21 protein-coding genes are annotated in these 26217 nt (G+C 72.1%); 9 read left to right on the top strand and 12 right to left on the bottom strand.

Annotated elements, in window-relative coordinates; genetic code table 11:
* Positions 1-426: 426 nt before the first annotated feature.
* Positions 427-1584 (bottom strand): low temperature requirement protein A, encoded by a 1158-nt coding sequence (locus IF67_RS0113975; RefSeq protein WP_030985525.1) that lies wholly within the window; start codon positions 1582-1584, stop codon positions 427-429.
* A 108-nt stretch (positions 1585-1692) separates the two neighbouring features.
* Positions 1693-2721: a methyltransferase gene (locus tag IF67_RS0113970; protein WP_030985523.1), complete on the bottom strand. Its 1029-nt coding sequence runs from the start codon at positions 2719-2721 to the stop codon at positions 1693-1695.
* A 212-nt stretch (positions 2722-2933) separates the two neighbouring features.
* Between IF67_RS0113970 and IF67_RS0113965 the strand changes: the two genes are divergently transcribed.
* Both IF67_RS0113965 and IF67_RS0113960 read left to right on the top strand, forming a co-directional pair.
* Positions 2934-4313, top strand: coding sequence for an amidohydrolase (locus IF67_RS0113965; RefSeq protein WP_234341087.1), 1380 nt, complete (start codon positions 2934-2936; stop codon positions 4311-4313).
* Positions 4314-4475: 162 nt separating this feature from the next.
* Positions 4476-5555, top strand: coding sequence for a MerR family transcriptional regulator (locus IF67_RS0113960; RefSeq protein ID WP_030985519.1), 1080 nt, complete (start codon positions 4476-4478; stop codon positions 5553-5555).
* Between the two features lie 55 nt (positions 5556-5610).
* On the opposite strand, the gene IF67_RS0113955 is transcribed toward IF67_RS0113960, so the two are convergent.
* The 3 genes from IF67_RS0113955 to IF67_RS0113945 form a co-directional block, all read right to left on the bottom strand.
* Positions 5611-6825: an NAD(P)/FAD-dependent oxidoreductase gene (locus IF67_RS0113955; protein ID WP_030985517.1), complete on the bottom strand. Its 1215-nt coding sequence runs from the start codon at positions 6823-6825 to the stop codon at positions 5611-5613.
* A gap of 87 nt (positions 6826-6912) precedes the next feature.
* A complete protein-coding gene (locus tag IF67_RS0113950) occupies positions 6913-8022 on the bottom strand; it encodes a TSUP family transporter (RefSeq protein ID WP_030985515.1) in 1110 nt (369 codons plus the stop codon).
* Positions 8007-8807, bottom strand: a complete 801-nt coding sequence (locus IF67_RS0113945; RefSeq protein ID WP_030985513.1) for a GntR family transcriptional regulator — start codon at positions 8805-8807, stop codon at positions 8007-8009. The genes IF67_RS0113950 and IF67_RS0113945 overlap by 16 nt, the downstream gene beginning before the upstream one ends.
* Before the next feature lie 369 nt (positions 8808-9176).
* Here IF67_RS0113945 and IF67_RS0113940 point away from each other — a divergent pair, with 369 nt between their 5' ends.
* A complete protein-coding gene (locus tag IF67_RS0113940; RefSeq protein ID WP_030985511.1) occupies positions 9177-10625 on the top strand; it encodes an MBL fold metallo-hydrolase in 1449 nt (482 codons plus the stop codon).
* A gap of 24 nt (positions 10626-10649) precedes the next feature.
* On the opposite strand, the gene IF67_RS0113935 is transcribed toward IF67_RS0113940, so the two are convergent.
* Positions 10650-12026, bottom strand: a complete 1377-nt coding sequence (locus IF67_RS0113935; RefSeq protein WP_078889421.1) for an MFS transporter — start codon at positions 12024-12026, stop codon at positions 10650-10652.
* A gap of 359 nt (positions 12027-12385) precedes the next feature.
* Between IF67_RS0113935 and IF67_RS0113930 the strand changes: the two genes are divergently transcribed.
* The 3 genes from IF67_RS0113930 to IF67_RS0113920 all read left to right on the top strand — a co-directional run bounded on the left by IF67_RS0113930 (position 12386) and on the right by IF67_RS0113920 (position 14553).
* Entirely contained in the window at positions 12386-12919 is a 534-nt protein-coding gene (locus tag IF67_RS0113930) for an AMP-binding protein (protein WP_234341086.1), read from the top strand.
* Between the two features lie 760 nt (positions 12920-13679).
* Entirely contained in the window at positions 13680-14249 is a 570-nt protein-coding gene (locus IF67_RS0113925; RefSeq protein ID WP_051818007.1) for a MepB family protein, read from the top strand.
* 55 nt (positions 14250-14304) lie between these two features.
* Complete coding sequence (locus IF67_RS0113920) at positions 14305-14553, top strand: hypothetical protein (protein ID WP_030985504.1); 249 nt, start codon at positions 14305-14307, stop codon at positions 14551-14553.
* A gap of 43 nt (positions 14554-14596) precedes the next feature.
* Here the strand turns inward: IF67_RS0113920 and mscL are convergent, their stop codons facing one another.
* From mscL to IF67_RS0113895, 5 genes are all read right to left on the bottom strand, one after another.
* Entirely contained in the window at positions 14597-15100 is a 504-nt protein-coding gene (mscL, locus tag IF67_RS0113915; protein WP_030985502.1) for a large conductance mechanosensitive channel protein MscL, read from the bottom strand.
* Positions 15101-15648: 548 nt separating this feature from the next.
* Positions 15649-16482, bottom strand: coding sequence for an S-methyl-5'-thioadenosine phosphorylase (locus IF67_RS0113910; protein ID WP_030985500.1), 834 nt, complete (start codon positions 16480-16482; stop codon positions 15649-15651).
* Positions 16483-16597: 115 nt separating this feature from the next.
* A complete protein-coding gene (locus IF67_RS0113905; protein WP_030985498.1) occupies positions 16598-16936 on the bottom strand; it encodes an FmdB family zinc ribbon protein in 339 nt (112 codons plus the stop codon).
* A 112-nt stretch (positions 16937-17048) separates the two neighbouring features.
* Positions 17049-18350 (bottom strand): MFS transporter, encoded by a 1302-nt coding sequence (locus IF67_RS0113900; RefSeq protein WP_030985496.1) that lies wholly within the window; start codon positions 18348-18350, stop codon positions 17049-17051.
* A 319-nt stretch (positions 18351-18669) separates the two neighbouring features.
* On the bottom strand, positions 18670-20190 hold the full coding sequence (locus IF67_RS0113895; protein WP_030985495.1) for a potassium/proton antiporter: 1521 nt from the start codon (positions 20188-20190) through the stop codon (positions 18670-18672).
* Between the two features lie 182 nt (positions 20191-20372).
* Here IF67_RS0113895 and IF67_RS0113885 point away from each other — a divergent pair, with 182 nt between their 5' ends.
* Complete coding sequence (locus IF67_RS0113885) at positions 20373-23096, top strand: penicillin acylase family protein (RefSeq protein WP_030985491.1); 2724 nt, start codon at positions 20373-20375, stop codon at positions 23094-23096.
* A 132-nt stretch (positions 23097-23228) separates the two neighbouring features.
* Here IF67_RS0113885 and IF67_RS0113880 read toward each other — a convergent pair whose 3' ends face one another.
* Complete coding sequence (locus tag IF67_RS0113880) at positions 23229-23819, bottom strand: 5-formyltetrahydrofolate cyclo-ligase (protein ID WP_037839316.1); 591 nt, start codon at positions 23817-23819, stop codon at positions 23229-23231.
* Between the two features lie 144 nt (positions 23820-23963).
* On the opposite strand from IF67_RS0113880, the gene galU reads away from it, so the two are divergent.
* Complete coding sequence (galU, locus tag IF67_RS0113875; RefSeq protein WP_030985488.1) at positions 23964-24866, top strand: UTP--glucose-1-phosphate uridylyltransferase GalU; 903 nt, start codon at positions 23964-23966, stop codon at positions 24864-24866.
* A 4-nt stretch (positions 24867-24870) separates the two neighbouring features.
* Positions 24871-26187 (top strand): gephyrin-like molybdotransferase Glp, encoded by a 1317-nt coding sequence (gene glp, locus IF67_RS0113870; protein ID WP_030985487.1) that lies wholly within the window; start codon positions 24871-24873, stop codon positions 26185-26187.
* Positions 26188-26217: the final 30 nt, after the last annotated feature.

Here is a 26217-nt window from a genome sequence, read left to right as displayed (position 1 = left end):
TCAGGTACGGACGGTGGTCGTTTCCGGGGTTTCCTGCGGCTCTTCCACAGGGGAACCCCTGTCATAAAAAGGGCAATCTGCACCCTACCGCTTCAGTATCGGCGCGCCTCCGCTGGACCTGGTGAACAGGGGGAAACACCGGCATGAAGTGGCAGGAAGTGGGGTCCATTGGTGGGTAATTGACGGGGTATGGGGTGCCGGTGGAGGTGACGGCTCCGCTGGTGGTGGCCCCTCACCTGGCCGAGGGGTGAAGATGGCCGAATCTGATGCAGGATCAGGGCGGTTGCGGGGGTTTGCACGGCCGTTCGGCACACTAATGGGGGACGGGGAGAGGGGTGTCCGCGAGCCTCGCGGAGCCTGTGCCGGCACCGTCTGCGAGATCGATGGCGCAGCGCTCGCCGAGATGGGTGACAGAACGGGCTCCTTCTACTCCACCGGTGCGGTGCCCTGACGGGTGGTGAGGGCGACGCCGGTCGCGACCGTGACGGAGGCCACCAGTCCGGCCGCCAGGACCGCCCAGTGCCCGGCGAAGGTGCACGCCAGGACCGCGAGCGACGACACCGGCAGCACCAGCTGCTGGGCCGGGCCGCGCTTCTGGTGCCGGGAGTGGATCAGCCACACCGTGAACATGAACAGGGCGGCCGGCACCGTGACGCAGGCGGCCGCCGCGAACGCCGACAGATGCGCCTTGCCGGACGCCTCCTCCACCGCGATCTCGATGCCCGCGCCGACCGCTGCCGCCGAACCGAAGACCAGGTAGTGGCCGTAGCCCCACAGGAACGCCTGACGGTTCGAGCGCAGGTGGAGGTGGATGGGGACCGCGAAGTAGATCCAGTACGCCGCGAAGACCAGCAGCAGTCCGCCGCCCGCGATCGGCAGCAGGGTGCTCAGTTCGTCGTTCTCGTCCAGCGCCGACTGCACGGCGAGGGTGGCCGCCGCGATCGTCTCGCCCAGCACGATGATGGTGAACAGGCCGTAGCGCTCGGAGATGTGATGGGGATGCCAGGCCGTCTGCCGTTCCCGTTCGGCCAGTGTGGGGACGGCCAGCTCCAGCAGCCCGACGACCACGAACACCCAGGGCACGTCCCCCTTGGGCAGCACGATCAGGCCCAGCCAGCCGACCTGGCACACCGTCACCCCCAGGGCGTAGCGCAGTGCGGTGCGCCGCTCGGCACCCCGGCCGGCCCGTGCGGCCCGCAGCCACTGGGTGACCATGGCCAGCCGCATCAGCACGTACCCGAACCAGATGACCGTGAAGTCGCTGTGGGCGAAGGCCCGCGGCACGCCGGCGGCCAGCACCAGCACCCCCGCCATCTGGACGAGTGTCACCACGCGGTAGAGCACGTCGTCGGTGTCGTACGCCGAGGCGAACCAGCTGAAGTTCATCCAGGCCCACCAGATGGCGAAGAAGAGCATCAGGTAACCGGAGATGCCGTGCCCCGGGTGGCCCTCGGCCAGCGCATGCGCCAGCTGACGGCCGGCCTCGGCGATCGCCACGACGAAACACAGGTCGAAGAAGAGCTCCAGCGGCGTGGCGGTGCGGTGCTCCTCGTCGCGGCGGCGCGCACGCATGAGGACCAGCACGTCAGCTCCTCTCGTCGGCCGATGCGGCCGCCCTCAGTACAGCGCGGGCGGGCGGGACCGCCGATGAGGGGAGCGGGGTGCGGCGTGTCGTGTCGCCCCGTTTGGCGGCTACTCGGCGACCGCCTCCACGATCGAGGGGAAGGCCGGTGTGGGCAGCACCCGCGTCAGCCGGAAACCGCCGGCCGACAGCAGTGTCGCGAACTCCTCCGAGGTCCGCTCCTGCCCGTCGACCGTCATCAGCGCGACGTCCAGGGTCTTGCCGAAGTGCGGGGCGTTGCCCGGCGGCAGTACGGCGTCGATGACCAGCAGACGGCGGCCGGCCGGCATGGCCCGGTGGCAGGTGCGCAGGATGCGCAGACAGGCCTCGTCCGGCCAGTCGTGCAGGACGTGCTTGAGCACATAGACGTCACCGCCCTCCGGTACGGACACGAAGAAGTCGCCCTCCTGGGTGCGCCAGCGGCCCTTCAACTCGTCGCCGTCCAGGAGGTGATGGGCCAGCGGCGGGGCCTGGTCGAAGAGCACACCGGTCAGTTGCGGATGGCGGCGCAGCGCGGCGCGCAGCAGCCCGCCGCGGCCCCCGCCGACGTCCACGACCGTGCCGGTCCCGGGGAACGGATACACGGCCGCCACCGCCTCGTCCACGGGGGCGGACAGCGACGACATCCCGTCGTCCAGGAGCCGGCGCGCCGCCGGATCCGACAGCAGATGCTCGAAGAGGGGCGCCCCGAAGAGCCGCTCGAAGGACGCGCCGCCGTGCCGTACGGACTCGGGGAGGGCGGCCGTGGTCCGCAGGAACAGCTCGTCGGTCATCATCATGACGGCGGGATGCAGCGAGTCGGGGACGTCGGTGCGCAGGGGCGCCGCGGCCGGCGTCAGGTGGTAGGCGCCCGCGGTGTCCTCCCGGAAGATGCCGCGGGTGGCGAGATAGCGCAGTACGCGGCGCAGATGCGGGGCGTGGGTGGCGGTGGCGGCGGCCAGCTGCTCGGCGGTGCGCGGGCCCTCGGCGAGCTGGTCGGCGATGCGGTGGTGCGCCGCGGTGCGCAGGGCGGCGGAGAAGACATGTCCCATGGCCTGGTCCATCAGGTGTGCCGTGAGGTCTCGGGGCTCGCCGGTCGGTCGGTTGGGGGAAGTGGCCAACGTCAGCCTCCAGTCATCGGCTTGGGCGTGCTGGTTCCGGTCGCAGGCAGGATGAGCCACGGTTGCAGTCGTCGGCTCCGGTGTCACGGACGGGCGGTGGAACACCCGCGAAGTCCGGCCAGGGAAGGGCGGAGTGCCCCTACGGGACGGCTCCGGGGCGGGTGGGGGGCCGGGCCTCGGTGCGGGGTGGTGATTCATGGTCGAATGCGTGTATGAGCGACAGCGACACGACAGGCAAGACCGGCCCGACCGATGACGCCGAGCACCGCGACGACTCCGCCCCCGCCCTCGTCCTGGCCCCGCTCGACGAGCGCCTCGCGGACCTGGTGGCCCTCTACGAAGACCTGCACCGCCACCCCGAACTCGGCTTCCAGGAGACCCGTACGGCCGCCGAGGCCGCCCGCCGGCTGACCGGCTGCGGCTATGACGTGACCACCGGCATCGCCAAAACCGGCGTCGTCGGCGTGCTGCGCAACGGCCCGGGACCCGTGGTCCTGCTGCGCGCCGACATGGACGCACTGCCCGTCACCGAGAACTCCGGCCTGGACTACGCCTCCACGGTCCCCGGCCGGATGCATGCCTGCGGGCACGACGTCCATGTGACCTGCCTGCTGGGCGCCGCCGATCTGCTCGCGGCGGGCCGCGCCCACTGGTCCGGCACGCTGGTCGTGCTCTTCCAGCCCGCCGAGGAGGTCGGCAGCGGCGCCCGCGCGATGCTCGACGCCGGCCTCTACAGCAGGGGCCTCGTCCCGACGCCCGATGTGGTGCTGGCCCAGCATGTCGCCCCCTTCGGTGCCGGGCTGATCGCGTACTGCCCCGGTCCGTGCATGGCCGCCGCGGACAGCCTGGAGATCACCTTCCACGGCATCGGCGGTCATGGCTCCCGGCCCGAGACCACCGTCGACCCGATCCTGATGGCGGCGTGCTTCGTGCAGCGGGTGCAGTCCGTGGTGGCCCGTGAGATCGCGCCGAAGGACCGTGCGGTGGTCAGCGTGGGTTCCTTCCACGCCGGGGACACCGCCAATGTCATCCCCGACCGCGCGGTCGTCCGCCTCAGCGTGCGCACCTTCGACGAGACGGTGCGCACGGCCGTACTCGCCGCCATCGACCGCATCGCGCGCGCCGAGGCCGCCGCCTCCGGTGCGGACCGCGCCCCCGAGACCGAGGTCCTGGACTCCTTCCCCGTCACCGTCAACGACGCCACGACCCTGCGGCAGGTCAATGCGCAGTTCACCGGACTCTTCGGTGAGCAGCGGCTGTTCGCCTACGAGCCGGCGACCGGGAGCGAGGACGCCGGACTCCTGGCGACCGCCGCCGGGGCACCGCTCTACTACTGGTGGCTGGGCGGCTGGGACCCGGAGGAGTTCCGTACGGCGCTGGCGGCCGGGCGGCTGGCGCAGGACATCCCGTCCAACCATTCGCCGCACTTCGTACCGGTGGTCCGGCCGACCCTCACGATGGGCGTCGAGGCGCTGACCGCCGCCGCGCTCAACCAGCTCGCTCCGGCGGGCACGGAGGACGGGGCGGAGACGACGGGCGCGACCGGCGGGGCGGAGCCGAAGGGACAGGCCGGTCGGGGCGGGCGGCGGTAACGCGCCGGCCGGGGCGGGCGGAGGTGATGGAACAGGCAGGTCGGGGCGGGGTGGCGGCAAAGGTTTGACCTTGTCCTTGGGGGAAGCCCCAGCATCGGCCGTGCCGGGCGAGGTGCCCGGTACGAGGAGGGCGGACGGGTGGGCGGACGGGCGACCGCAGGCATGGGCAAGGCGCCCTACGGGGACGGTGAGCTGCTGACCATCGGGGCCTTCGCACGGGCCTCCCGGCTCTCGCCGAAGGCGCTACGGCTCTACGACGAGCTCGGCCTGCTGACCCCGGCCCATGTCGACCCGCGCAGCGGCTACCGCCACTACGCACCCGCCCAGCTGGAGCGGGCCCGGCTGGTGGCCTGGCTGCGACGGCTCGGCATGCCGCTGGCCCGCATCCGCGAGGTGTGCGAGCTGGCGCCGGCCGCGGCAGCCGCGGCGGTCACCGCGTACTGGGCGCAGGTCGAGGCCGACACCGCCGCCCGCCGGGACCTGGCCGCCTTCCTCGTCGACCAGCTGTCCAGGAAGGACACCGTGATGACCGAACCGCGTGCCCCTTTGACGATGCGCTGCGCCGCCCTCACCGACCGGGGGCTGGTGCGCCCGGCCAACCAGGACGCCGCCTACGCGGGACCGCGGCTGCTGGCCGTGGCCGACGGCTACGGCCCGAGCGGCGGCCCCGCCGCGACGGCCGCGATCGAGGCGCTCAAGGACCTGGAGAACCAGGACCTGACCTCGGCGGATCCGCTGGCCGCCCTGGAGGAGGCGGCCCATCGCGCACACCGCGCCGCCCCGTCGGCAAACGAGGCCTCCGGCAGCACCCTCACCGCGCTGCTGCGCTCCGGCTCGCAGCTGGCGCTGCTGCACATCGGGGACTCGCGCGCCTATGTCCTGCGCGACTCCGGCCTCTTCCGCGTCACCCATGACCACAGCCTGGTCCAGTCGCTGGTCGACGAGGGCCGGCTCACCCCCGAGGAGGCGTCGTCGCACCCGCAGCGCGCACTGCTGCTGCGATCGCTGGAGGGCGGCACCGCGTTCGCCCCTGACCTGCAACTGCTGGCGGCGCGGCCCGGCGAGCGCTATCTGCTGTGCACGGACGGCCTGACCGGCGTGCTGCCGGCCGAGACGATCCGGGACGTGCTGACCACGGCCGACGACCCCGACCAAGCCGTACGGGACCTGATCCGGCTGGCCCGCGAGGCGGGGGGACCGGACAACGTGGGGTGCGTGGTGGGGGAGTTGGCGGCGGCGTAGGGCGAGCGTGAGCGCGGCGGCGGGGCTGGGGCCCCGCCGCCGCGTTCGGCCGTCGTCAGGCCAGGCCCTTGAGCATCCCCTTGAAGTAGAGCTGCGGCAGCCCGTAGCGCTTGAGGAACCACATATCGGTGCGCTCCCGGGTGGTGTCGATGAACGGGATCGACGGGGTGGGCTCCAGGTCGTAGTCGAACTCTGCGAGCAGCATCTTGTGCCGGGCGGTGACCAGGGGGCAGGAGGTGTAGCCGTCGTAACGGGCGGTGGCGGGGCGTCCGCGCAGACCGGCGAGGAGGTTGGCGACGACGACCGGAGCCTGCTTGCGGATCGCGGCACCCGTTTTGGACGTCGGCAGATTGGCGACGTCGCCCAGGACGAACACATGCGGGAAATCGGGGTGCTGGAGGGTTTCCCGGTCGGCTTTGACGTACCCGTACGGGGAGGCGGGGTCGGCGAGCGGGCCGTCGGCCAGCCATGCGGGGGCGCGCTGCGGCGGTACGGCGTGCAGCAGGTCGTAGCGGATGGTCTCGTCCGTGCCGGTGGTGTGGTCGGTGATCACCGCCTCGCGCGCCGCGCCGTCGAGCCGGGTCATCTCGGAGCTCAGCCGCACCTCGATGCCGTACCTCCTGGCCGTCTCCGTCAGCGCGCGGGAGAAGACCGGCACCTTGAACATCGCGGGCTCCGGAAGCACCAGGATGGTGCGGATCGCGTCCAGTACACCGCGCTTGCGCCAGTGGTCGGCCGCCAGGTACGCGATCTTCTGCGGGGCGCCGCCGCACTTCACCGGCCCGGACGGCATGGTGAACACGGCCGTGCCGCGCCGCATCCGGCGGATCAACTCCCAGGTGAGCGGGGCGAGATCGGGCCGGTAGTTGCTGCTCACCCCGCCGTGTCCGAGGGCCCCGGCCAGGCCGGGCACGCCGTCCCAGTCCAGATGCAGGCCGGGGCTGAGGACCAGCCGCCCGTAGGAGAGGACCCGGCCGGATGCGGTGGTGACCGTACGGGCGGCCGGGTCGACGGCGGTGGCGCGCTCACGCAGCCAGCGCACGCCGGGCGGCATGACGTCGGCTTCGGTGCGCAGTGCGGCGCGCAGCGGGGCCTGGCCGCCGCCGACCAGCGTCCACAACGGCTGGTACCAGTGCGTTTCGGAGGGCTCCAGCAGTGCGATGTCCCGGAGTCCGGCGCGGCGTAACCGGGCGGCGACGGTGATGCCTGCGGTGCCGCCGCCGACGATCAGGACCTGGTGGTGGGACGGGGCGGCGGGTGCGGGGGCCATGTGCTTCCTCCTGGTGGGTGGGTCGAAAGGATCGGTGGAGTGGTGGGTGGACGGAAGGGGCGGGTGGCGTGGTGCGGGCCGGGGCGGTCAGGGGGCCCAGAGGCGGGGGAGGGCGGTGGCCGCCATGGAGACGGCGAGGACGGTGACGAGGCAGGCGAAGGCCGTGGTCAGGGCCTGTGGGCGCAGGCGGGTGGTGAGGCGGTTGCCGAGGTGGCTGCCGACCGCCGCGCAGGCCGCGAAGCCCGCCAGCAGCGGCCAGTCCAGGGCGCCGGTGCCGGCCCGGGTGCCCAGCGCCGTAAGGGAGTTGATGAGGATGACGAGGAGGGAGGTGCCGATCGCGGCCGGCATCTCCAGGCCCAGGACCAGGGTGAGGGCGGGGACGACGACGAAGCCGCCGCCGACCCCGAAGAAGCCGGTGAGCAGCCCGACGGCGGAGGCGGTCACGGCGAACCGGACGGGACGGGTGGGACGGGCAGGACGGGCGGGGCGCAGGGGATGCGTGGGGCGGGGCTGCGGGTGAGGGGCGGGACCGGCGCGGCCAGCGGAAGGGGCCGGACCCGGGGTGTCCCGGAAGGGTGCGGGCTCAGGGGTGTCCGGTAAGGGCATGGGCTGGGTGAGATCTCGTAGGGGCACGGGCTCTGTGGCGTCCCGTATGGGCGCGAATTCCTCCGGGTCCCGTAAGGGCGCGGGTTCCCCAGGAGCCCGTGACGGCCGTGAAGGCACCTGCTCCGCCGGGTCCCGTAAGGGCACAGCCCCCGTCGGGTCCCCTGAGGGCGCGGTCTCCGTGGGCACCCGTAAGGGGCGCGGGCCGGCCGACGTCCGGCGCTCGCGCAGCCCCCGTGACAGCAGCATCGCCGCCACCACGAGCAGCAGACCGGCGAAGGCAGCCATCAGCACTGCAGGATCCAGCGCCGCGCTCCACCGGGACCCGAGGTAGCTGCCGGCCGTACCCAGTGCCCCGAAGGCCGCACCGGCCGCCCACCGGACCCGCCCGGCACGGGCATGGCAGACCATCCCGGTCACCGCGCCGACCGTGACGACGATCAGCGCGCCCGCGGTCGCCTCGTGCGGCGACTGCCCCAGCAGATAGACCAGTGCGGGCACCGCCAGCACGGAGCCGCCGCCGCCGAGCGCACCCAGCAGCACCCCGATCAGCAGTCCGCACGGCACCGCCGCGGCGGCTATGAGGACGGACACGAGGCCCGCGGCGCAAGGGCGACGGCCGGGCTTGCGTCGGACCACTCCGCGACGAAGGTGAACCGGTCTCCGCGGACCACCGTCTCGCGCCACTCCACCGGCCGCTCCCCGGCCCGCCCCAGCCGTTCGATGGTGAACGCCGCCTCCCGGTCGGCGAGCCCCAGCAGCCACGCCTGCCGGATGTCCGGCAGGAACGGCTGGATCCGCTCGCGGCCGCCGGTGACCTTCACCCCGCAGCGGCGCGTCAGTTCGCCGTAGAGCGAGGTGTGCCCGAAGTCGGCGTCCAGCAGCGGCTCGGCGACCTCGGCGGGCAGATATGCGGTGTCGTGGGCGAGCGGTTCGCCGTCCGCGAGCCGCAGCCGCTCCAGTACGACCAGCGGGGCGTCCGACATCAGTCCCAGATGCCCGGCGATCGTCCCGTCCGCGGTCCGCTCCAGCCGCAGTACCTCGCTGCGCTGGTCCACGCCCTGGCCCTCCAGCTCGCGGAAGAGGCTGTAGAGAGAGCCCAGCGGCTGCTGTATGCGACGGGTGTCCAGCCGGCTGGTGCGGCCGCGTTCGGCGATCACCAGGCCGTCGGCGCGCAGCTTGCGCAGCGCCTCCCGGACGGTGTGCCGGCTGACCTCGTACTCGCCGGTGAGCCGGTGCTCGGCCGGGAACTCCGCGCTGAACTCGCCGGTTTCCATCCTGCGGCGCAGATCGTCGAAGAGCTGGGCCCACAGGGGCAGCGGCGAGCGCCGGTCCAGGGGGCGCGGGCCGTGCGCGCCGTCCGGCGGCTCGGTCGTCATGGTGGGTTCCTCCGCGGGCGTACGGGATGGTGAACGTGCGGTCGGTGATGCCGGGTCAGCCGGGGCGAGGCCGCGTGGGACGACACACCTGGCACGACGTCACCCGTGACCCTGAGGTGCGACGTCACGTGTGACGCCTGGGGCGAGGTCGTGTGTGTGCGTCCGAGGCGAGGTCACTCGCATTCGCCTGATGGGCGGTCATATGGGAGGCGATTTGGGCGGTCATATGGCTGCCGGGCGGCGACCCCGGCTTGTTCGCCCGCCACCCGGCTCCCTAATGTACGTACATCCGTGCATCCGCACAACGCACTCTGCCCGAGCGGGCCCCAGCCGCCGCGCACGGGCCCCGCGCACCCCTGGAGGCCGACCGTGCACTTCGCGCAGTACTACCTCGACTGCCTTTCCCAGGCGTCGTATCTGATCGGCGACGAGACCACCGGACGCGCCGTCCTCGTCGACCCACGCCGCGATATCGACGACTACCTGCACGACGCAAAAGCCGCCGGCCTGCGCATCGAACTCGTCATCGAGACGCACATTCACGCCGACTTCCTCTCCGGCCACCTCGAACTCGCGCGGGCCACCGACGCCGCGATCGCCTTCGGGGAAGCGGCCGAAACCGGCTTCCCCATACGGCGGTTAAAGGACGGCGAGCGCATCTCGCTCGGGGCGGACGACACCGAGGGGGTCACCCTCACCGCCCTCGCCACCCCCGGCCACACCCTCGAATCCATCTGTCTGGTCATCCGCGAACACCCCGACGACGACGTGCCGTTCGGCGTGCTCACCGGCGACACCCTCTTCGTCGGTGATGTCGGCCGCCCCGACCTGCTCTCCGCCGCCGGACACTCCCCGCACGACATGGCCGCCCGTCTGTATCGCTCCCTGCACACCAAACTCCTGGCCCTGCCGGACGCGACCCGGGTCTTTCCCGCACACGGCGCCGGTTCCGCCTGCGGCCGCAGCCTGTCCACCGAGACCAGTTCCACCATCGGCGACCAGCGCCGCCTCAACTACGCGCTCCAGCCCATGCCGGAGGCCGACTTCGTCCGCCTGGTCACCGCGGGACAGCCCGCCACACCCGGGTACTTCGCGCACGACGCGGCCCTCAACCGCGACGGCCACCCCCTCCTGGACCCCCGCCCGCCGGCCGCCCTCACCCTGGACGAGGCGCTCGCGGCCCGCGACCGGCAGGGCGCCGTCCTCCTCGACTGCCGCCCGTCGGCCGCCTACACCCGCGCGCACCTGGCCGGTTCGCTCCATACGAGCCTGGACACCCGGTTCGCGGAGTACGCCGGCAGCGTGGTCGCCCCGGGCACCCCCCTCGTGCTGATCGCCGACCCCGGTACGGAGCAGGAGGCCCGCCTCCGCCTCGCCCGCATCGGCTACGACCGCGTCCTGGGCCATCTGTCCGACCCGGCCGCCGTACTGGAGCGCACCCCGGCCCTCACCCGGCGCAGCCGCCGCGTCCGTCACGATGAACTCGCCCTGGAGCAGTCTCAGTCGGGCGGCGCCGCAGCGGTCGGTGCACCCGCGCCCGACGCCCCAGGGCCCGACGCCCCAGCGACCGACATCCAGTTGATAGACGTCCGCAACCCGGCCGAGTACGAGGCGGGCGCCCTCCCCGGCGCCCGCAACATCCCGCTCGCCGGCCTCTCCCACCGTCTCACCGAACTGGACCCGGCCCGCCCGGTGGTCCTGTACTGCCGCAGCGGCGGCCGGTCGGTGATCGCGGCGGCACTGCTGGAGGCGCGCGGGTTCGGCGATGTGTGCGATGTGCTGGGGGGATACGAGGCGGTGGCGGCGGCCGTGGGGTGAGCGCGCCACCGGTGGGCCGCCGCCTCAGCCGCGACGCCGCAGCCGGTGGCGCCCGCGTCCCCGTACGAGCACCAGGGCCGCGGCGGTGGCCAGGCAGGCGGCGGCGGGGAGAGCCAGGGACGGGCGGCCGCCGCTGCTTGTCGTGGCAGTACCGGTGAGGGCGAGCCCGACCCCCGCCGTGGCTGTCATCACGGCCTTGGTCACGCCGGACGCCTCCCCCGCGCGTTCGCGGCGTACGGCCGCCTGGGTGCCGGTGAGGGCCAGCCCGCCGGCCACGCCCAGCGCCGCCGCGGCCCCCGTCGAGGCCGGCAGCAGGGCGGATGTGTCCGCAGCGTGCTCGCAGGCCCCCAGCGCCGCCGCGGCGGCGGCCAGGCAGAGCGCCATCACCGGCACGGCCGCCGCGGGGCGCACCCGGCCGGCCGTCGGGCCGCCGACGGCCAGCGCGGCGGCCGGGGCGAGAAAGGCCACCCCCGCGGCCGGCCCCGACCACCCCTCGGCCCGTCGGAGCATCAAGGGGACGACGTACAACAGCGCCACGATCGCGGAGTTGGCGACCGCACCGGCCACGGTCAGCGCCACGTAAGGGCGGTTACGGAACAGCGCGAGGTCCACCAGCGGGGCGGGAGAGCGCCGCTCGGCCCGTACGAACAGCGCGCCGAGCAGCGCCGCGCCGGCCAACCAGCCCCAGGCCGCGGCGTCTTCCAGCCAGCGGGCCAGACAGGCCAACGCGCCCGTGGAGGTGACCGCTCCGGCGGTGTCGAGGGAAGGGCCGGCATCCGGAGCGCGGGACTCCGCCGCCCGGCGGGCGCACAGCGTGGCGGCCAGGGCGAGCGGCACCGTCAGCCAGAAGACGGCCCGCCAGGACACCGACCGGGCGAGCAGGCCGCCGAGGAACGGCCCGCAGACGGTGGCCAGTCCGGCCAGCCCCAGCGCACGGCCCGTCACCCGGCGCGCACGCGCGGGCGGACAGACGTCGGTCAGCAGGGCCAGCCCGGCCGGCATGATCAGCGCGCCGCCGGCGCCCTGCCCCACCCGCGCCGCCACCAGCAACGGCAGCGACGGTGCCAGCGCGCACAGCACGGAGGTGACACCGAAGAGCGTCAGTCCGAGGATCAGCATCCGGCGCCGCCCGTAGAGGTCGCCGAGCCGGCCGGCGGCCGGCATCAGGGAACCGGCGGCCAGCAGATAGCCGCTGACGACCCAGGGCGTGGCGGTGGCCGAACCGTGCAGGGCGTCGCGGACGACGGGGAGCGCCGGGTTCAGCGCGAAGGAGTCCCACTGGACACAGAAAGCGCCGGTGGCGACGGCCGCCAGCGCCCAACGGGCCTGCGGAGCAAGGCGGGTGTGCGGGCCACAGCGGGTGTACGGGCCAAGGCGGGGGTGCGGTTCGGGTTTCGGCATGACGGTTTCGGGCCGCCTCTCACGGGTCCGGCTCTCGCATCTGCGGAGGGAAACGGAAAAAGGGAGGGGGAGAGGGGGATGAAGTGCACCGGAGAGGGGCAGGACGCCTGGGGCGCAATGCGCGCACCGGCCGAAGGGGCTGTTGCGGTGAGCCGAGCGGCCCGGCGCGATATGCCGAGGGCCGGGTGCGGTGGAGCCGGAGTCCCGGCGAGGCGGCGGAGGAGCGGCCGCGGTGAGCCGGGGAGGCCCGGCGCGAGTGCGGCCGCGCGGGTGCGGGAGAGGCGGGCGCAGGCCTCATACAGCGGACGTTCAGCGAACGTTGATCGATGATCTACATCCTGATCCGCATGTTGCGCCGTATGACCTCAGAGCATGCAGATGACGCCCGGGAAGTGCAAGAACCGGAGGCGTCGCGAATCGCCCTCACCTGGAGCGGGGAGCCCGGACACCAGGAGGAGTTGACGCACGGCATGCTCCTCGACCAGGCCGAGCGGGCCGCGGCCACGCTCACCCGGCTCGGGGTACGGGCCGGTGACCGGGTCGCGGTGCATCTGCCCCTGGTGCCCGAGTCGGTGATCGCCACGCTCGCCTGCGGCCGGCTGGATGCGATACGCACCACGCTGCCGGTCTCGTTGACGGTGCCCGAACTGGTCGCACGGACGCGTGAGTCCTCGGCCCGGGTGCTGATCACGGCCGATGCGGCGTTCTGGGACGGGGCCGTACGGCCGGTGAAGGCGCTGCTCGACCATGCGCTGGCGCGGGGCGCGGCCGCGGGGGGCACGCCGGACCGCACCGTGCTGGTGGTGAACCGGTGCTCGCGGCCGGTCTCCTGGAAGCCGGGCCGCGACCTGTGGTGGCACGAAGCACTGGGTGTCCGGACCGTCACCCGCTGACGGGGCCGGCCGCCCCGGGGACGGACGGTCCGCGCCCCATGAAAGGGCGCATCCTTCACCTCCGAGGGCACACCCCTTCACCCGCTAAGGCCACAGAACAGGCCAGGTCCCTCATCCGTGCCTAGCGTGGGATGCGTGCCACAGCACTCAGATGCCCCACCTGCCCCGGCTGCGGACGCGGAGGCACCAGTGGCGCCGCCTCGGCCGAGGCCTCCGGTGCTCCATGCGACGCCGGTGGGCTCGGCCGTTGTGTTTCTCGTGATCCTCGCCATCGCCCTGGGCGGCCGCCTGTTGCCGCACCTCCATCCCGTACAGCTTCCCGAGGCCGCGCTCATCGCCTTCCTCGCGCTCGGCATCGCATTCCGCCCTACCGCCCGGGTCAACGCACCGGCCGCCCGTCGACTTCTCCGACCGGGCCGCCGCACCCTCCCCCGACCGGAAAGGCCGCCGTCCCATGCCCCGCCATGAGTACGCACACCCCCGCCACCCCCTGCCCGGCTCCGACCGGAACCGGCCCTTCAGGCGCAGCCACGCCGCACAGAGCCCGCCGACCCGCCCCCGGGACGGCCACCGCCCGCACCCCATACCCACGCACGACAAGGGCCGCTAAGGGGAGACACCCCTTGGGCGGAGACGCCCCGAGACGCGTCATAGACGCGCCCCTGGTGCGGAAGCGTGCACCGCCTGTCTCCCGCGCGCCCCACTCGGCTGCCGGTATCCCGCCGCCCTGTGCGACGGCCGGCAATGACACGATGGCGCAATGACGACAAAACCCACGGACTCCTCGGCACACTGCCCCGCAGATCCTGAGCCGTGGACGGGTGGGGAAACGCTGCACGAGGACCTTCGCGCGGCGAGGACGAGGGTGTACGAACCGTGTGGCTTCACCTGCTCCCGGCCGGTGCCGGAAGCAGAGAGCGCCGAGTACGCGGCACATGAGTTCACTCTCGACGGTTCCGCCGTCAGGTTCCGGGTGGCCAAGACGACGCCGACGAAGGTCGGTCAGTTCGTCACGGTGTGGAAGCGGCGCCCCGGAGGGCCCATCCAGCCGTTCGACGCCGAGGACCCGGTCGATCTCTTCGTCGTCAGCAGCCGCCAGGACCGGCAGTTCGGGCACTTCGTCTTTCCGCGCGACGTGCTCGCTGAGCGGGGCATCGTTTCCCGCAACGGCTCGGGCGGCAAGCGGGCGTTCCGCGTCTACCCGCCGTGGGTGGAGACCGCCAATCGCCAGGCCCGCAGTGCACAGGCGTGGCAGGTGGACCACTTTCTGCCGATCGGTGCGGACGGCTCCCTCGACCAGGCCCGTGCCCGGGCGCTCTATCACCCGTGACCGACGGGCCCCGTGCCGAGCGAGAGCGCTCGCGGCGCGCCCGTACCCTGGAGGGGTGAGCACCACCCCCGACTCCGAGTCGGCCCCCGCACCCGAGGACGCGTCCGAGGCCGCGCAGGCCCCCGCGCCCGCGCCGGCCGTACGCCCGGCCCGCAAGCCCGCGGCGAGGCTGATCTTCGACGACCCGCTGAACCAGCAGTCCTCGGACGACACCGACCGGGGCTGGGGCGAGCGCCCGAGCGGCAGTGACAGCGCTGCCGACCTGGCCCGTTTCCTCGACGAAAAGCCGCCCCACCACCTCTGAGCGAGGCGAGGGGGCGGCGTGTGCCGGCCGCCGTGGGCGCCCGCTACTGCTGGGTCTTCTGCGCGCCGATGATCCCCGCGGTGGCGGACGGGTCGGACGGCGAGCCGGTGCGCTGCGCGATCAGCGCATCGCGGATCTCGATGAGCAGCTCGACCTCGGTCGGGTTCACGGGGATGCCGTCGACGCCCCTCTTGGCCGCCTGGCGTTCCTTCCACTTGTTGATGGGAAGGATCATGAGGAAGTACACGACCGCGGCGGTGATCAGGAACGTCAGGGCGGCGCTGAGCACCGAGCCCCACAGGATGTAGATACCGCTGGTGAATTCGCCCGTCTTCCGGTTCACGCCGCAGTCGGTCAGGCAGGCCTTGTAGTTGTCGAGGTTCTGCGAGCCCAGGGCACCGATGATCGGGTTGATCACGCCCTTGACCACGGCGTTCACGATGTTCGTGAAGGCAGCACCGACCACGACCGCGACCGCGAGTTCGATGACGTTGCCGCGCATCAGGAATTCCTTGAACCCCTGAAGGACGCCCTTGCTCTCGCTCACCTGACAGCCTCTTTCCACGCTCACTACGGATGGTGCATAAACACTCAGCACCGCAACTTACGACAGGGTGGGGCGGAGGTGTCCAGTCGTGGACCACGTGATCTCGGGGCACCGGTCACCGCCCTCCCGCCGCCGTGGCCGACGGACAGCCGGGGGCGGGTGCGGCTCGTACGGCACCGTACGACGCTCCGCCGGCCAGTACTGCGGCGGCCGTCGCCAGGCCGGCGGCCAGCAGCCGCCGCCGCGCGCTCCGTCCTCCCCGGCGTCGGCGGCCACCGGCCCGTACCGGCGGGAAGTGCGGCACTTCACAGGGCGGGGGAGCGGGGAGCGGCGGCGAGAGGAAGGCGGGGTCGGTGTGGTGAGGGGGCGGGGAAGAGGCACGGGGCATGGTGGGCACCGCCTGTGGTGAGGGGTTCGGACGAACCGGCGATCACCACCGTGCCGGAATCCGCTCCGGCCCGCTCCGGGCTGTGGACGACCCCGCCCCTGGGGACAACCCGGCCACCCGGGAGAGGGAGGCCGGGCCGTCCGTCGCGGCGTTCGGGGCGCTACGGCAGGTCGATGCCCAGGTCCCAGCCGGTGTGCACCTCGGTGCACAGGCAGTTGCGGGCGGCGTTGTCAGGGAGGCCGGAGACCGCGTCGAAGAGGACCTCGCGCAGCCGGCCGACGTTCTCGGCGAAGACCCTGAAGACTTCCTCGTGGGAGACGCCGTCGCCGGTCTCGGTGCCCGCGTCCAGGTCGGTGACCAGCGCCAATGACGTGTAGCACAGGCTCAGTTCGCGGGCCAGGACGGCTTCGGGGTGGCCGGTCATACCGACCACCGACCAGCCCTGTGCGGCGTGCCAGCGCGACTCGGCGCGGGTCGAGAAGCGGGGGCCTTCGATCACGACGAGGGTGCCGCCGTCGACCGGCTCCCAGTCCCGGCCACGGGCGGCCGTGAGGGCGGCCTGCCGCCCGGTGGGGCAGTACGGGTCGGCGAAGGTCAGGTGGACGACGTTGGGTGTCTTCCCGTCGGGGAGCGGCTCGCCGTCGAAGTAGGTCTGGGGGCGGGCCTTGGTGCGGTCGACGAGCTGGTCGGGGACCAGGAGCGTGCCGGGGCCGTATGAGGCCCGCAGGCCGCCGACCGCACACGGGGCGAGGACCTGGCGCACCCCGAGCGAGCGCAGCGCCCACAGGTTGGCGCGGTAGTTGATGCGGTGCGGCGGGAGGTGGTGGCCACGGCCGTGCCGGGGCAGGAACGCCACCTGGCGGCCGGCGATCTGTCCCAGGAACAGCGAGTCGCTGGGGCGTCCGTAGGGGGTGTCCACCGTGATCTCGGTCACGTCATCGAGGAAGGAGTAGAAGCCCGATCCGCCGATGACGCCAATCTCCGCGTCAGCCATGCCGGTCACACTATCGGGGCACGGCGGCCCGGGGCGGGCGGGTGGCGGAGGCGAAAGGAAGCCGTAAGACAGCGGACCCCGCCGTCGGTGACGGCGGGGTCCGAAGAGCTGTGGGTCAGGCCGCGGAGCTGGTGCCCGAGGAGCTGCCGGAGGACGACGAGGCGGCCGGGGCCGAGGACTTGGTGTCCGAGCTGCCGGACGAGGAGCTCGACGTGTCCGAGGAGGACGTGCTGCCCGCCGCGGAGGCGTTCTTCGCGGGGCTGCTGCTGGACGACGAGCCGCGGCTGTCGTTGCGGTAGAAGCCGGAGCCCTTGAAGACGATGCCGACCGCGGAGAACACCTTCTTGAGGCGTCCGTCGCAGGCGGGGCACTCCGTGAGCGCATCGTCGGTGAACTTCTGCACCGCCTCGAGGCCCTCGCCACACGCGGTGCACTGGTACTGGTAGGTCGGCACTTGTCTTCCTCCTGGCACTCTCACTCGATGAGTGCTAACGACGCTCCATCTTGCAGTATTCCCGCCCGACAGTCCACCGTGACCGGCCCACGGTGACCGACTCCACGTCCGGTCAGGTGCGCGCCAGCTCCCGCTCGCGGTCGTCGGAAACAGCCGGGACCTGGGCATCCGTGCCGTGCGCGGGGCCCGCGGCGGTCCTCGTCGACGAGCGCGGCAACAGGTGGGCGCGGAGCGCCAGCAGCACCGTCAGGGCCAGCGCCGTACCGGCCAGCGGCACCAGGAACCCGGTGCTCGGCCCGAAGCAGTCGGCGAGCTGGCCGGCCGAGGTGGCCGCGGCCGCCTGGCCCAGCGCGACCGCGCCGGTCAGCCAGGTGAAGGCCTCGGTGCGGGCGGCGGCCGGCACCAGCGACTCCACGAGGGTGTAACCGGTGATCAGGGCCGGGGCGATGCACAGGCCGACGACCAGGCCGACCGCGCCGAGCAGCGGCACCGCGGTGACCGCCCACAACGGGGTGGTGGCCAGTGCCAGCAGCCCGTAGGCGACCAGCAGCCGGCGCCGCGGGCCGACCTTCCAGGCGATGAGGCCGCACGCGATACCGGCGAGCATGTTGCCGCCCGCGAAGATCCCGTAGAGCACGCCGTTGATGCCGGGCTGCCCGATGTGCTGGGTGAACGCGGTCAGGGAGACCTGCATACCGCCGAAGACGGCGCCGATGCCGAGGAACGCCACGATCAGGACGCGTACGCCGGGCACGGACAGCGCCGAGACGCGCGGCCGGTCGCCCGCGCGGTGCCGGTGCACCGGAGGCTGGCTGCGCCGCTGGGAGGCGAACAGCAGCCCGCCGGCCAGCGTCAGCGCGGCCTCGGCGACCAGACCGGCCGCCGGGTGGATGCCGGTGCACAGCGCGGTCGCCAGCACCGGGCCGACGACGAAGGTGAACTCGTCGGTCACCGACTCGAAGGCGGCGGCCGTCGGCATCAGCGGGCTGCCGCCGAGCCGGGAGGCCCAGCGGGCCCGCACCATCGGGCCGACCTGAGGGGTCGAGGCGCCCGTGGGGACGGCCACCACGAACAGCGCCCACAGGGGCGCGTGGGTGAGGGCGAGGGTGATCAGTGCACAGACGCCGGCGACGTGCACCAGTACGCCGGGGATCAGCACCGCGCGCTGGCCGAAGCGGTCGGCGAGCTTGCCGCCCTGCGGGGCGAACAGGGCCATCGAGACACCGGTTGCGGCGGACACCGCGCCTGCGGTGCCGTACGAGCCGGTGGTGGATTCGACGAGCAGCACGATGCCGATCGTCAGCATGGCGAAGGGCTGCCGGGCCAGAAAGCCGGGCAGCAGGAATGTCCATGCACCAGGGGTGCGGAGCAGTGATCCGTAACCGGTACGGGAGTCCTTGACCGCGGATGCCACGGCCGGGCCTTTCTGCCGCCTGGTAGCGCGCCACCCGCGAGGTCGTCACGGGTACGCGCCGAGAGCTGTCCTCTCGCGCAGGACCGAGTGATACCGCGTGGTCCGCACCGGGAGGGTGGCTGCGTGTGGCAGGGGACCGCGGCCGCCGAGCGGTCGCGCCAGCTCTGCATCAGGCAGAGTTGGTTCGTCGATGTTGCGTTTTCATACTACAGGCCGCTGCGCGTGAAGCCCTGGGATTAGCCAGGGCTTCACGCGTATTTCCTTGGGATCCGTGGAGATCTGCACCACATCTCCGGCTCTTCGCCGGTTCCGCCGGACGTCAGCGGGGGCCGTGCCCGCGCCGCCCCGAGGAGCCGTCCGTGCCCAGCCAGCCGGCCAGCTTGCCGCCCTGCGAGACCGCCTGGAGCCGCCGTTCGGCCGCGTCGCGCACCGGGTCGGTGGCGACCACCAGCAGCTCGTCGCCGCGCCGCAGCACCGTCGAGGGCGAGGGCACGAAGCTGGAGCCGTCCCGGACGATGAGGGTGACCGCGGCGCCCGCGGGCATCCGTAGCTCGCCGACCTCGACGCCGTGCATACGGGACGACGGGCCGATGGACGTGGACAGCAGATGGCCGCGCAGCCGCTCCAGGGGAGCGGACTCGATGCCCAGGTCGGCCGCCTCCTCGCCCTCGCCCAGCCGCAGCCGCTTGGCGAGCCACGGCAGCGTCGGCCCCTGGATCAGGGTGTAGACGACGACCAGGACGAAGACGATGTTGAAGACCCGGTCGCTGCCGGGGACATCGCTCACCATCGGGATCGTGGCCAGCACAATCGGCACCGCGCCGCGCAGTCCGGCCCACGACAGCAGGGTCTTCTCCCGCCAGGGCACCCGGAACGGCAGCAGCGCCACGAAGACGGACGTCGGCCTGGCCACCAGCGTCAGGATCATGCCGATCAGCAGCGCGGGCACGAAGTCGTCGAGCAGATTGTGCGGGGTGACCAGCAGGCCGAGCAGTACGAACATGCCGATCTGGCCGATCCAGCCGAGGCCTTCGGCGAAGCCGCGGGTGGCCGGTGAGTGCGGCAGCTTGGCGTTGCCGAGAACCATCGCGGCCAGATAGACGGCGAGGAAGCCCGAGCCGTGTGCCAGTGCACCGGCCGCGTAGGCGGAGACCGCGATGGCCATGACGGCGATCGGGTACAGACCGGACGCCGGCAGCGCCACATGGCGCAGGCCGTACGCGCCGAGCCAGCCGAAGGCCAGTCCGATGGCGGCGCCGATCGCCAGCTCCAGGGCGATCTCACCGAGCAGGGCGTACCAGTGTTCGGCCGGCCCCGCGGTGGAGAAGGCGACGACGAGGATGACCACGGGGGCGTCGTTGAAGCCGGATTCGGCTTCCAGTACACCGGTCAGGCGGGCCGGCAGCGGCACGCTGCGCAGCACGGAGAAGACGGCCGCGGCATCCGTGGAGGACACCACGGCGCCGATCAGCAGCGCCTGGCGCCAGTCGAGCCCGGCCAGATAGTGCGCTCCGGCCGCGGTGACCCCCACGCTCACCGCGACGCCGACCGTCGACAGCGCCACCGCCCGGGGCAGCGCCGGTTTGATCTCTTTCCACTTGGTGCCCAGTCCGCCCTCGGCGAGGATCACGACCAGGGCGGTATAGCCGAGGAGTTGGGTCAGCTCGGCGTTGTCGAAGACGACACCGCCCAGGCCGTCCTGCCCTATGGCAATGCCTATCCCCAGGTAGATGAGCAGGCTGGGGAGCCCGCTGCGCGAGGAGAGCCGTACCGCGGCAACCGCGATGAGCAGTACGAGCGAGCAGAGCAGCAGGAGTTCGTTGAGGTGGTCGACAGACAGGAGCTGGTCCTTCCTCGCACGGGTTCCGGAGTGGTCTTTCCTTACCGTATCTAGTTACTGAGGCTAACAATTTACCATTGCTTGAAGGTTGAAGGTGCTGGTGGTGACTCCGCGTAGGGGTCGCCGGACCCGTGCGCCTATGGTTGCTCCAGCACGCCCACCCTGCCCCTCGAAGGACAGAGATGCCCGCCAACAAGTCCGGCCCAGTCCCCAGGAAGAAGAAGGGGCGGCGCGGCCGCCTCGTCGCGATCACGGTCGTTCTGCTGCTCGTGGCGGGCATCGGCTTCGGCGCGTTCTGGGGTGTCAGTACCGTCCGCGCCTCGTTTCCGCAGACCACCGGCTCGCTCAAACTCCCGGGCCTGACCAACCCGGTGGACGTCACCCGCGACGCCAACGGCATTCCGCAGGTCTACGCCGACACCGACGAAGACCTCTTCCGCGCCCAGGGATACGTCCAGGCCCAGGACCGCTTCTGGGAGATGGACGTCCGGCGTCACATGACCGCCGGCCGGCTCTCGGAGATGTTCGGCAAGGGTCAGGTCAAGACCGACTCGTTCCTGCGGACGCTCGGCTGGCGCCACGTGGCGCAGAAGGAGTACGACACCAAGCTGTCGCCCGGCACCAAGAAGTACCTCCAGTCCTACTCGGCGGGCGTCAACGCCTACCTCAAGGACCACGAGGGCTCGGCGGTGTCCCTGGAGTACGCGGCGCTGGACCTCCAGAACGACTACAAGCCCGAGAAGTGGACGCCGGTCGACTCGGTGGCCTGGCTCAAGGCGATGGCCTGGGACCTCCGCGGCAACATGCAGGAGGAGATCGACCGTTCCCTGATGACCAGCCGCTTCACCCCGGCGCAGATCGCCGAGCTCTACCCGGCATATCCGTACAAGCGGAACAAGCCGATCGTCGAGGGCGGCGCGGTCGACCCTGCCACCAAGAAGTTCTCGCCCAAGGGTTCGGCGAATTCGGCGAACACCGCCCCCGCCGGCGCCACCACGGGCCTCCAGTCGCAGCTGTCCTCGCTGTCCAAGACCCTCGACAAGGTCCCGGCGCTGCTCGGTCCCAACGGCAACGGCATCGGCTCGAACTCCTGGGTCGTCTCCGGTGCGCACACCACCACCGGCAAGCCGCTGCTCGCCAACGACCCGCACCTGGCGCCGCAGATGCCCTCGCTCTGGTACCAGATGGGCCTGCACTGCCGTACCACCGGCCCCAAGTGCAACTACGACGTCTCCGGCTTCACCTTCTCCGGTATGCCCGGCGTCGTCATCGGCCACAACCAGGACATCTCCTGGGGCATGACCAACCTGGGTGCCGACGTCACCGACCTCTACCTGGAGAAGGTCAACGCCGACGGCTACCTCTACGACAACAAGCAGCAGCCCTTCATAACGCGCAAGGAGACCATCAAGGTCGCCGACGGCGAGAGCCACCAGATCACCGTCCGGTCCACCAGGAACGGGCCGCTCGTCTCCGACCGCGACGGCGAACTGGCCAATGTCGGCAAGGACGCCCCGGTCGGCAACGCCGCACCGGACCGCGGCGACGGCTACGCCGTATCGCTGCGCTGGACCGCGCTGAACCCCGGCAAGTCCATGGACGGCGTCTTCGAACTCAACCGTGCCAAGGACTGGAACGGCTTCCGCAAGGCCGCCGGGCACTTCGAGGTTCCCTCCCAGAACCTGGTCTACGCCGACACCAAGGGCAACATCGGCTACCAGGCCCCGGGCCAGATCCCGGTCCGCGGCAAGGGAGACGGCCACTTCGACGGCACCTACCCGGCGCCCGGCTGGGACCCGAAGTACCAGTGGACCGGCTACATCCCGCAGAAGTCCCTGCCGTACGAGTACAACCCCCAGCGCGGCTACATCGTCACCGCCAACCAGGCCGTCACCGACGAGAAGTACCCCTACCTCCTCACCAAGGACTGGGGCTACGGCTCCCGCAGCCAGCGGATCAACGACCTGATCGAGTCGAAGATCAAGGACAGCGGCAAGGTCTCCACCGACGACATGCAGGCCTTCCAGAAGGACAACAGCAGCGAGATCGCCCGGCTGCTGACGCCCTACCTGACGAAGGTCGACATCAAGGACAAGTACGTCCGCGACGCCCAGCAGCTGCTGGACGGCTGGGACTTCAGCCAGGAGCCCGACTCCGCCGCGGCCGCCTACTTCAACGCCGTCTGGCGCAACACCCTCAAGCTCGCCTTCGGCAACAAGATGCCCAAGGAGCTGCGCCCCGACGGGCAGTGCCTGACCGTCCGCCCGGCCGACGAGACCGGCCCCGCCGACGAGAGCGACAAGTACATCCGCGAATGCGGCGAGCGGGACGGTGACTCCGCCCAGCCCGACGGCGGTGACCGCTGGTACGAGGTCGTCCGCGGCCTCCTGGACGACCCCGGCAACGCCTGGTGGAAGACCGAGGACCGGCCCAACCGCCCCGGTGACAAGAACCGCGACCAGCTCCTGGCACACGCCATGACGGATGCGCGCTTCGAGCTGACCTCCAAGCTGGGCAAGAACATCGACAACTGGAGCTGGGGCCGGCTGCACCAGATGTTCCTGAAGAACCAGACCCTGGGCACCGACGGCCCCGGCTTCCTCCAGGGCCTGTTCAACCGCGGCCCCTGGAACGTCGGCGGCGGCGAGGCCGCGGTCGACGCCACCGGCTGGAACGCCGCCGGCGGCTACAAGGTCACCTGGGTCCCGTCGATGCGGATGGTGGTCAACCTCGCCGACCTCGACAAGTCCCGCTGGATCAACCTCACCGGCGCCTCCGGACACGCCTACGACGCCCACTACTACGACCAGACCGACAAGTGGGCCAAGGGCGATCTGCTGCCCTGGGCGTACAGCAAGGACGCCGTCAAGAAGGCGGGCAAGGACACGCTGACCCTGTCGCCGTAGGGGCGGGCGGCGCTCGCGCCGCCACCGGGTGATCGCTGCGCCGTCGGGCGGGCCGGAGATTTCCGGCCCGCCCGACGCGTTTTCGGGCCCCGCTCCGGCCGCGGCTCCCGGCCCGCCCGTATACGGCCCGCGTCAGCCCTCCGTGCGGGCCCCCGGCGCCGTGAACCGGTGCACCGCCGACGGGGTCACCGCGGCATGCACATGCCGGTCGTGCGCCTCGGCCGGCACCTCGGCCAGCACCTCCGCGTCGTAGAGCAGCACCACCAGCGACGCCCGCGCACCGGCCCGCTCCAGCCGCGCCAGCACCCGGTCGTAGGAGCCGCCGCCGCGCCCCAGCCGCAGCCCGCCGTGGTCCACCGCGAGCCCCGGCAGCAGCACCACATCCGCTTGTGTGACGGTCTCCGGGCCCAGCCGGGGCCCGTCCGGCTCCAGCAGACCGCGGCCGGCCCGTACGAGCCGCTCGGCGCCCTCGTAGAGCGCCCAGTCCAGATCGTTGTCCGCCAGCAGGACGGGCAGCAGCACCCGCACCCCGGCCGCCCGCAGCCGGTCCAGCAGGGCGCGGGTGGAGGGCTCGCCGCCGATCGAGACATAGGCGGCGACCACCGGCGGGGTGCCCGGCCGCGGGGTGCCCGGCCGTGGGGAGACCGGCGCGGCCAACTCGTCCAGCTCCAGCGTGCGTCGGGCCAGCGCCTCGCCCGTCACGGCGACGACATCCGGCGGCAACGCTCTCCTCACCTCCAGGAGATGTCGCCGCAACCTGCGCTTTCTATCGTGATCAATGCTCACTGTTGGCCCTTGCTCCCGCTCTCATGCTCTATTCACCAGACCCTCATCATCGTTCCGATAGGGCCGGTTATGGTGTCGCGCATGACCGCATCGCACACACGGATCAGCAAGGCTGTCATCCCCGCAGCCGGCCTCGGCACCAGGTTTCTCCCCGCCACAAAGGCCACACCCAAGGAGATGCTCCCGGTCGTCGACAAGCCCGCCATCCAGTACGTGGTGGAGGAGGCTGCCGCCGCCGGACTCTCCGACGTCCTGATGGTGACCGGCCGCAACAAGCGCCCGCTCGAGGACCACTTCGACCGCAATTACGAACTCGAAGAGGCGCTGCACCGCAAGGGCGACGAGTCCCGGCTCGCCAAGGTGCAGGAGTCCAGCGACCTGGCGACCATGCACTACGTACGGCAGGGCGACCCCAGGGGCCTGGGCCACGCGGTGCTGTGTGCCGCACCGCACGTGGGCGACCAGCCCTTCGCGGTCCTCCTCGGCGACGACCTGATCGACCCCCGTGACCCGCTGCTGGCGCGGATGGTCGAGATACAGGAGCAGCACGGCGGCTCCGTCATCGCCCTCATGGAGGTCGACCCGGCGCAGATCCACCTCTACGGCTGCGCGGCCGCCGCTCCCACCGGTGACGACGATGTCGTGGTCGTCTCCGACCTGGTGGAGAAGCCCGACCCGGCCGAGGCCCCCAGCAACCTCGCCATCATCGGCCGCTACGTCCTCGATCCGGCCGTCTTCGAGGTGCTGCGCAAGACCGCCCCCGGCCGCGGCGGCGAGATCCAGCTCACCGACGCCCTCCAGGCGCTGGCCGCCGACCCCGCCCTCGGCGGACCGGTGCACGGTGTGGTCTTCAAGGGCCGTCGTTATGACACCGGCGACCGCGGCGACTATCTGCGTGCCATTGTCAGACTGGCATGCGAACGTGAGGACCTGGGCCCGGACTTCCGGACCTGGCTGCGCAGTTACGTCACCGAGGAGATGTAAGACGTTGAACGGCACCACCGGCCAGACCCGCCACCAGGACCGCGTCTGGTCGGTGGCCGAGCATCTCGAAGACGTCCTGTCGAAGATCGCCCCGCTGGACCCGATCGAGTTGCAGATCCTCGAAGCCCAGGGCTGCGTCCTGGTCGAGGACATCACGGTCCCCGTCGCCCTGCCGCCCTTCGACAACAGCTCCATGGACGGCTATGCGGTCCGCGCCGCCGATGTCGAGGGCGCCACGGAGGAGACACCGGTCGCCCTCACCGTCATCGGCGATGTCGCGGCGGGCAGCGGCGAGCTGCCGGAGGTCGGCCCCGGCCAGGCCGCCCGGATCATGACCGGCGCCCCGCTGCCGCCCGGCGCCGAGTCCGTCGTCCCCGTCGAATGGACCGACGGCGGCACGGGCGAGGGACCGGCCGCCACGATGCGCGCCCACAGCGCCGCCCCTCAGGACGCCGCCGGCGAGGTCCGCGTCCACCGCCCGGCCGCCGTCGGCGCCCATATCCGCGCCCGCGGCAGCGACGTCACCGAAGGCGAGCCGGCCCTGCGGGCGGGCACGGTGCTCGGCCCCTCCCAGATCGGTCTGCTCGCCGCCATCGGCCGCGGCACGGTCAAGGTGCGCCCCCGCCCCCGCGTCGTGGTGATGTCGACGGGCAGCGAACTCGTCCAGCCCGGCGAGGCGTTGGGCCCCGGCCAGATCCACGACTCCAACAGCTTCCAGCTCACCGCCGCCGCCCGTGCGGCCGGCGCCATCCCCTACCGCGTCGGCGCCGTCGCCGACGACGCCGAGACCCTCCGCTCCACCCTGGAGGACCAGCTCATCCGGGCCGACATCCTTGTCACCAGCGGCGGCGTCAGCGTCGGCGCGTACGACGTGGTCAAGGAGACCCTGACCGCCCTGTCCGCGGAGGACGGCACGGTCGAGTTCCGCAAGCTCGCCATGCAGCCCGGCAAGCCCCAGGGCTTCGGCCTCATCGGCCCCGACCGCATCCCGCTGCTCGCGCTGCCCGGCAACCCCGTCAGCTCGTACGTCTCCTTCGAGCTGTTCGTCCGCCCCGCCATCCGCGCCCTGATGGGCCTGCCCGAGGTGCACCGCCCGGCCACCCCCGCCCGGTGCACCGACGCCATCGCCTCCTCACCCCAGGGGAAGCGCCAGTTCCTGCGCGGTTCCTACGACGCCGACGCCGGCACGGTCACCCCCGTCGGCGGCGCCGGCTCCCACCTGATCAAGGCCATGGCGCACGCCAACGCGCTGATCATCGTCCCCGAGGCGACCACCGAGGTCGCCGCGGGCGCGGACGTGGACATCGTCCTGCTCGGGTAGCCCGCTGCCGCCGGGGGTACGGTGTCGTCC

Source organism: Streptomyces sp. NRRL S-1813, from assembly GCF_000719605.1.
GTDB lineage: Bacteria > Actinomycetota > Actinomycetes > Streptomycetales > Streptomycetaceae > Streptomyces > Streptomyces decoyicus.
The sequence above is the reverse complement of the archived record's forward strand: the minus strand, read 5'-3'. Positions and strand labels throughout refer to the sequence as shown.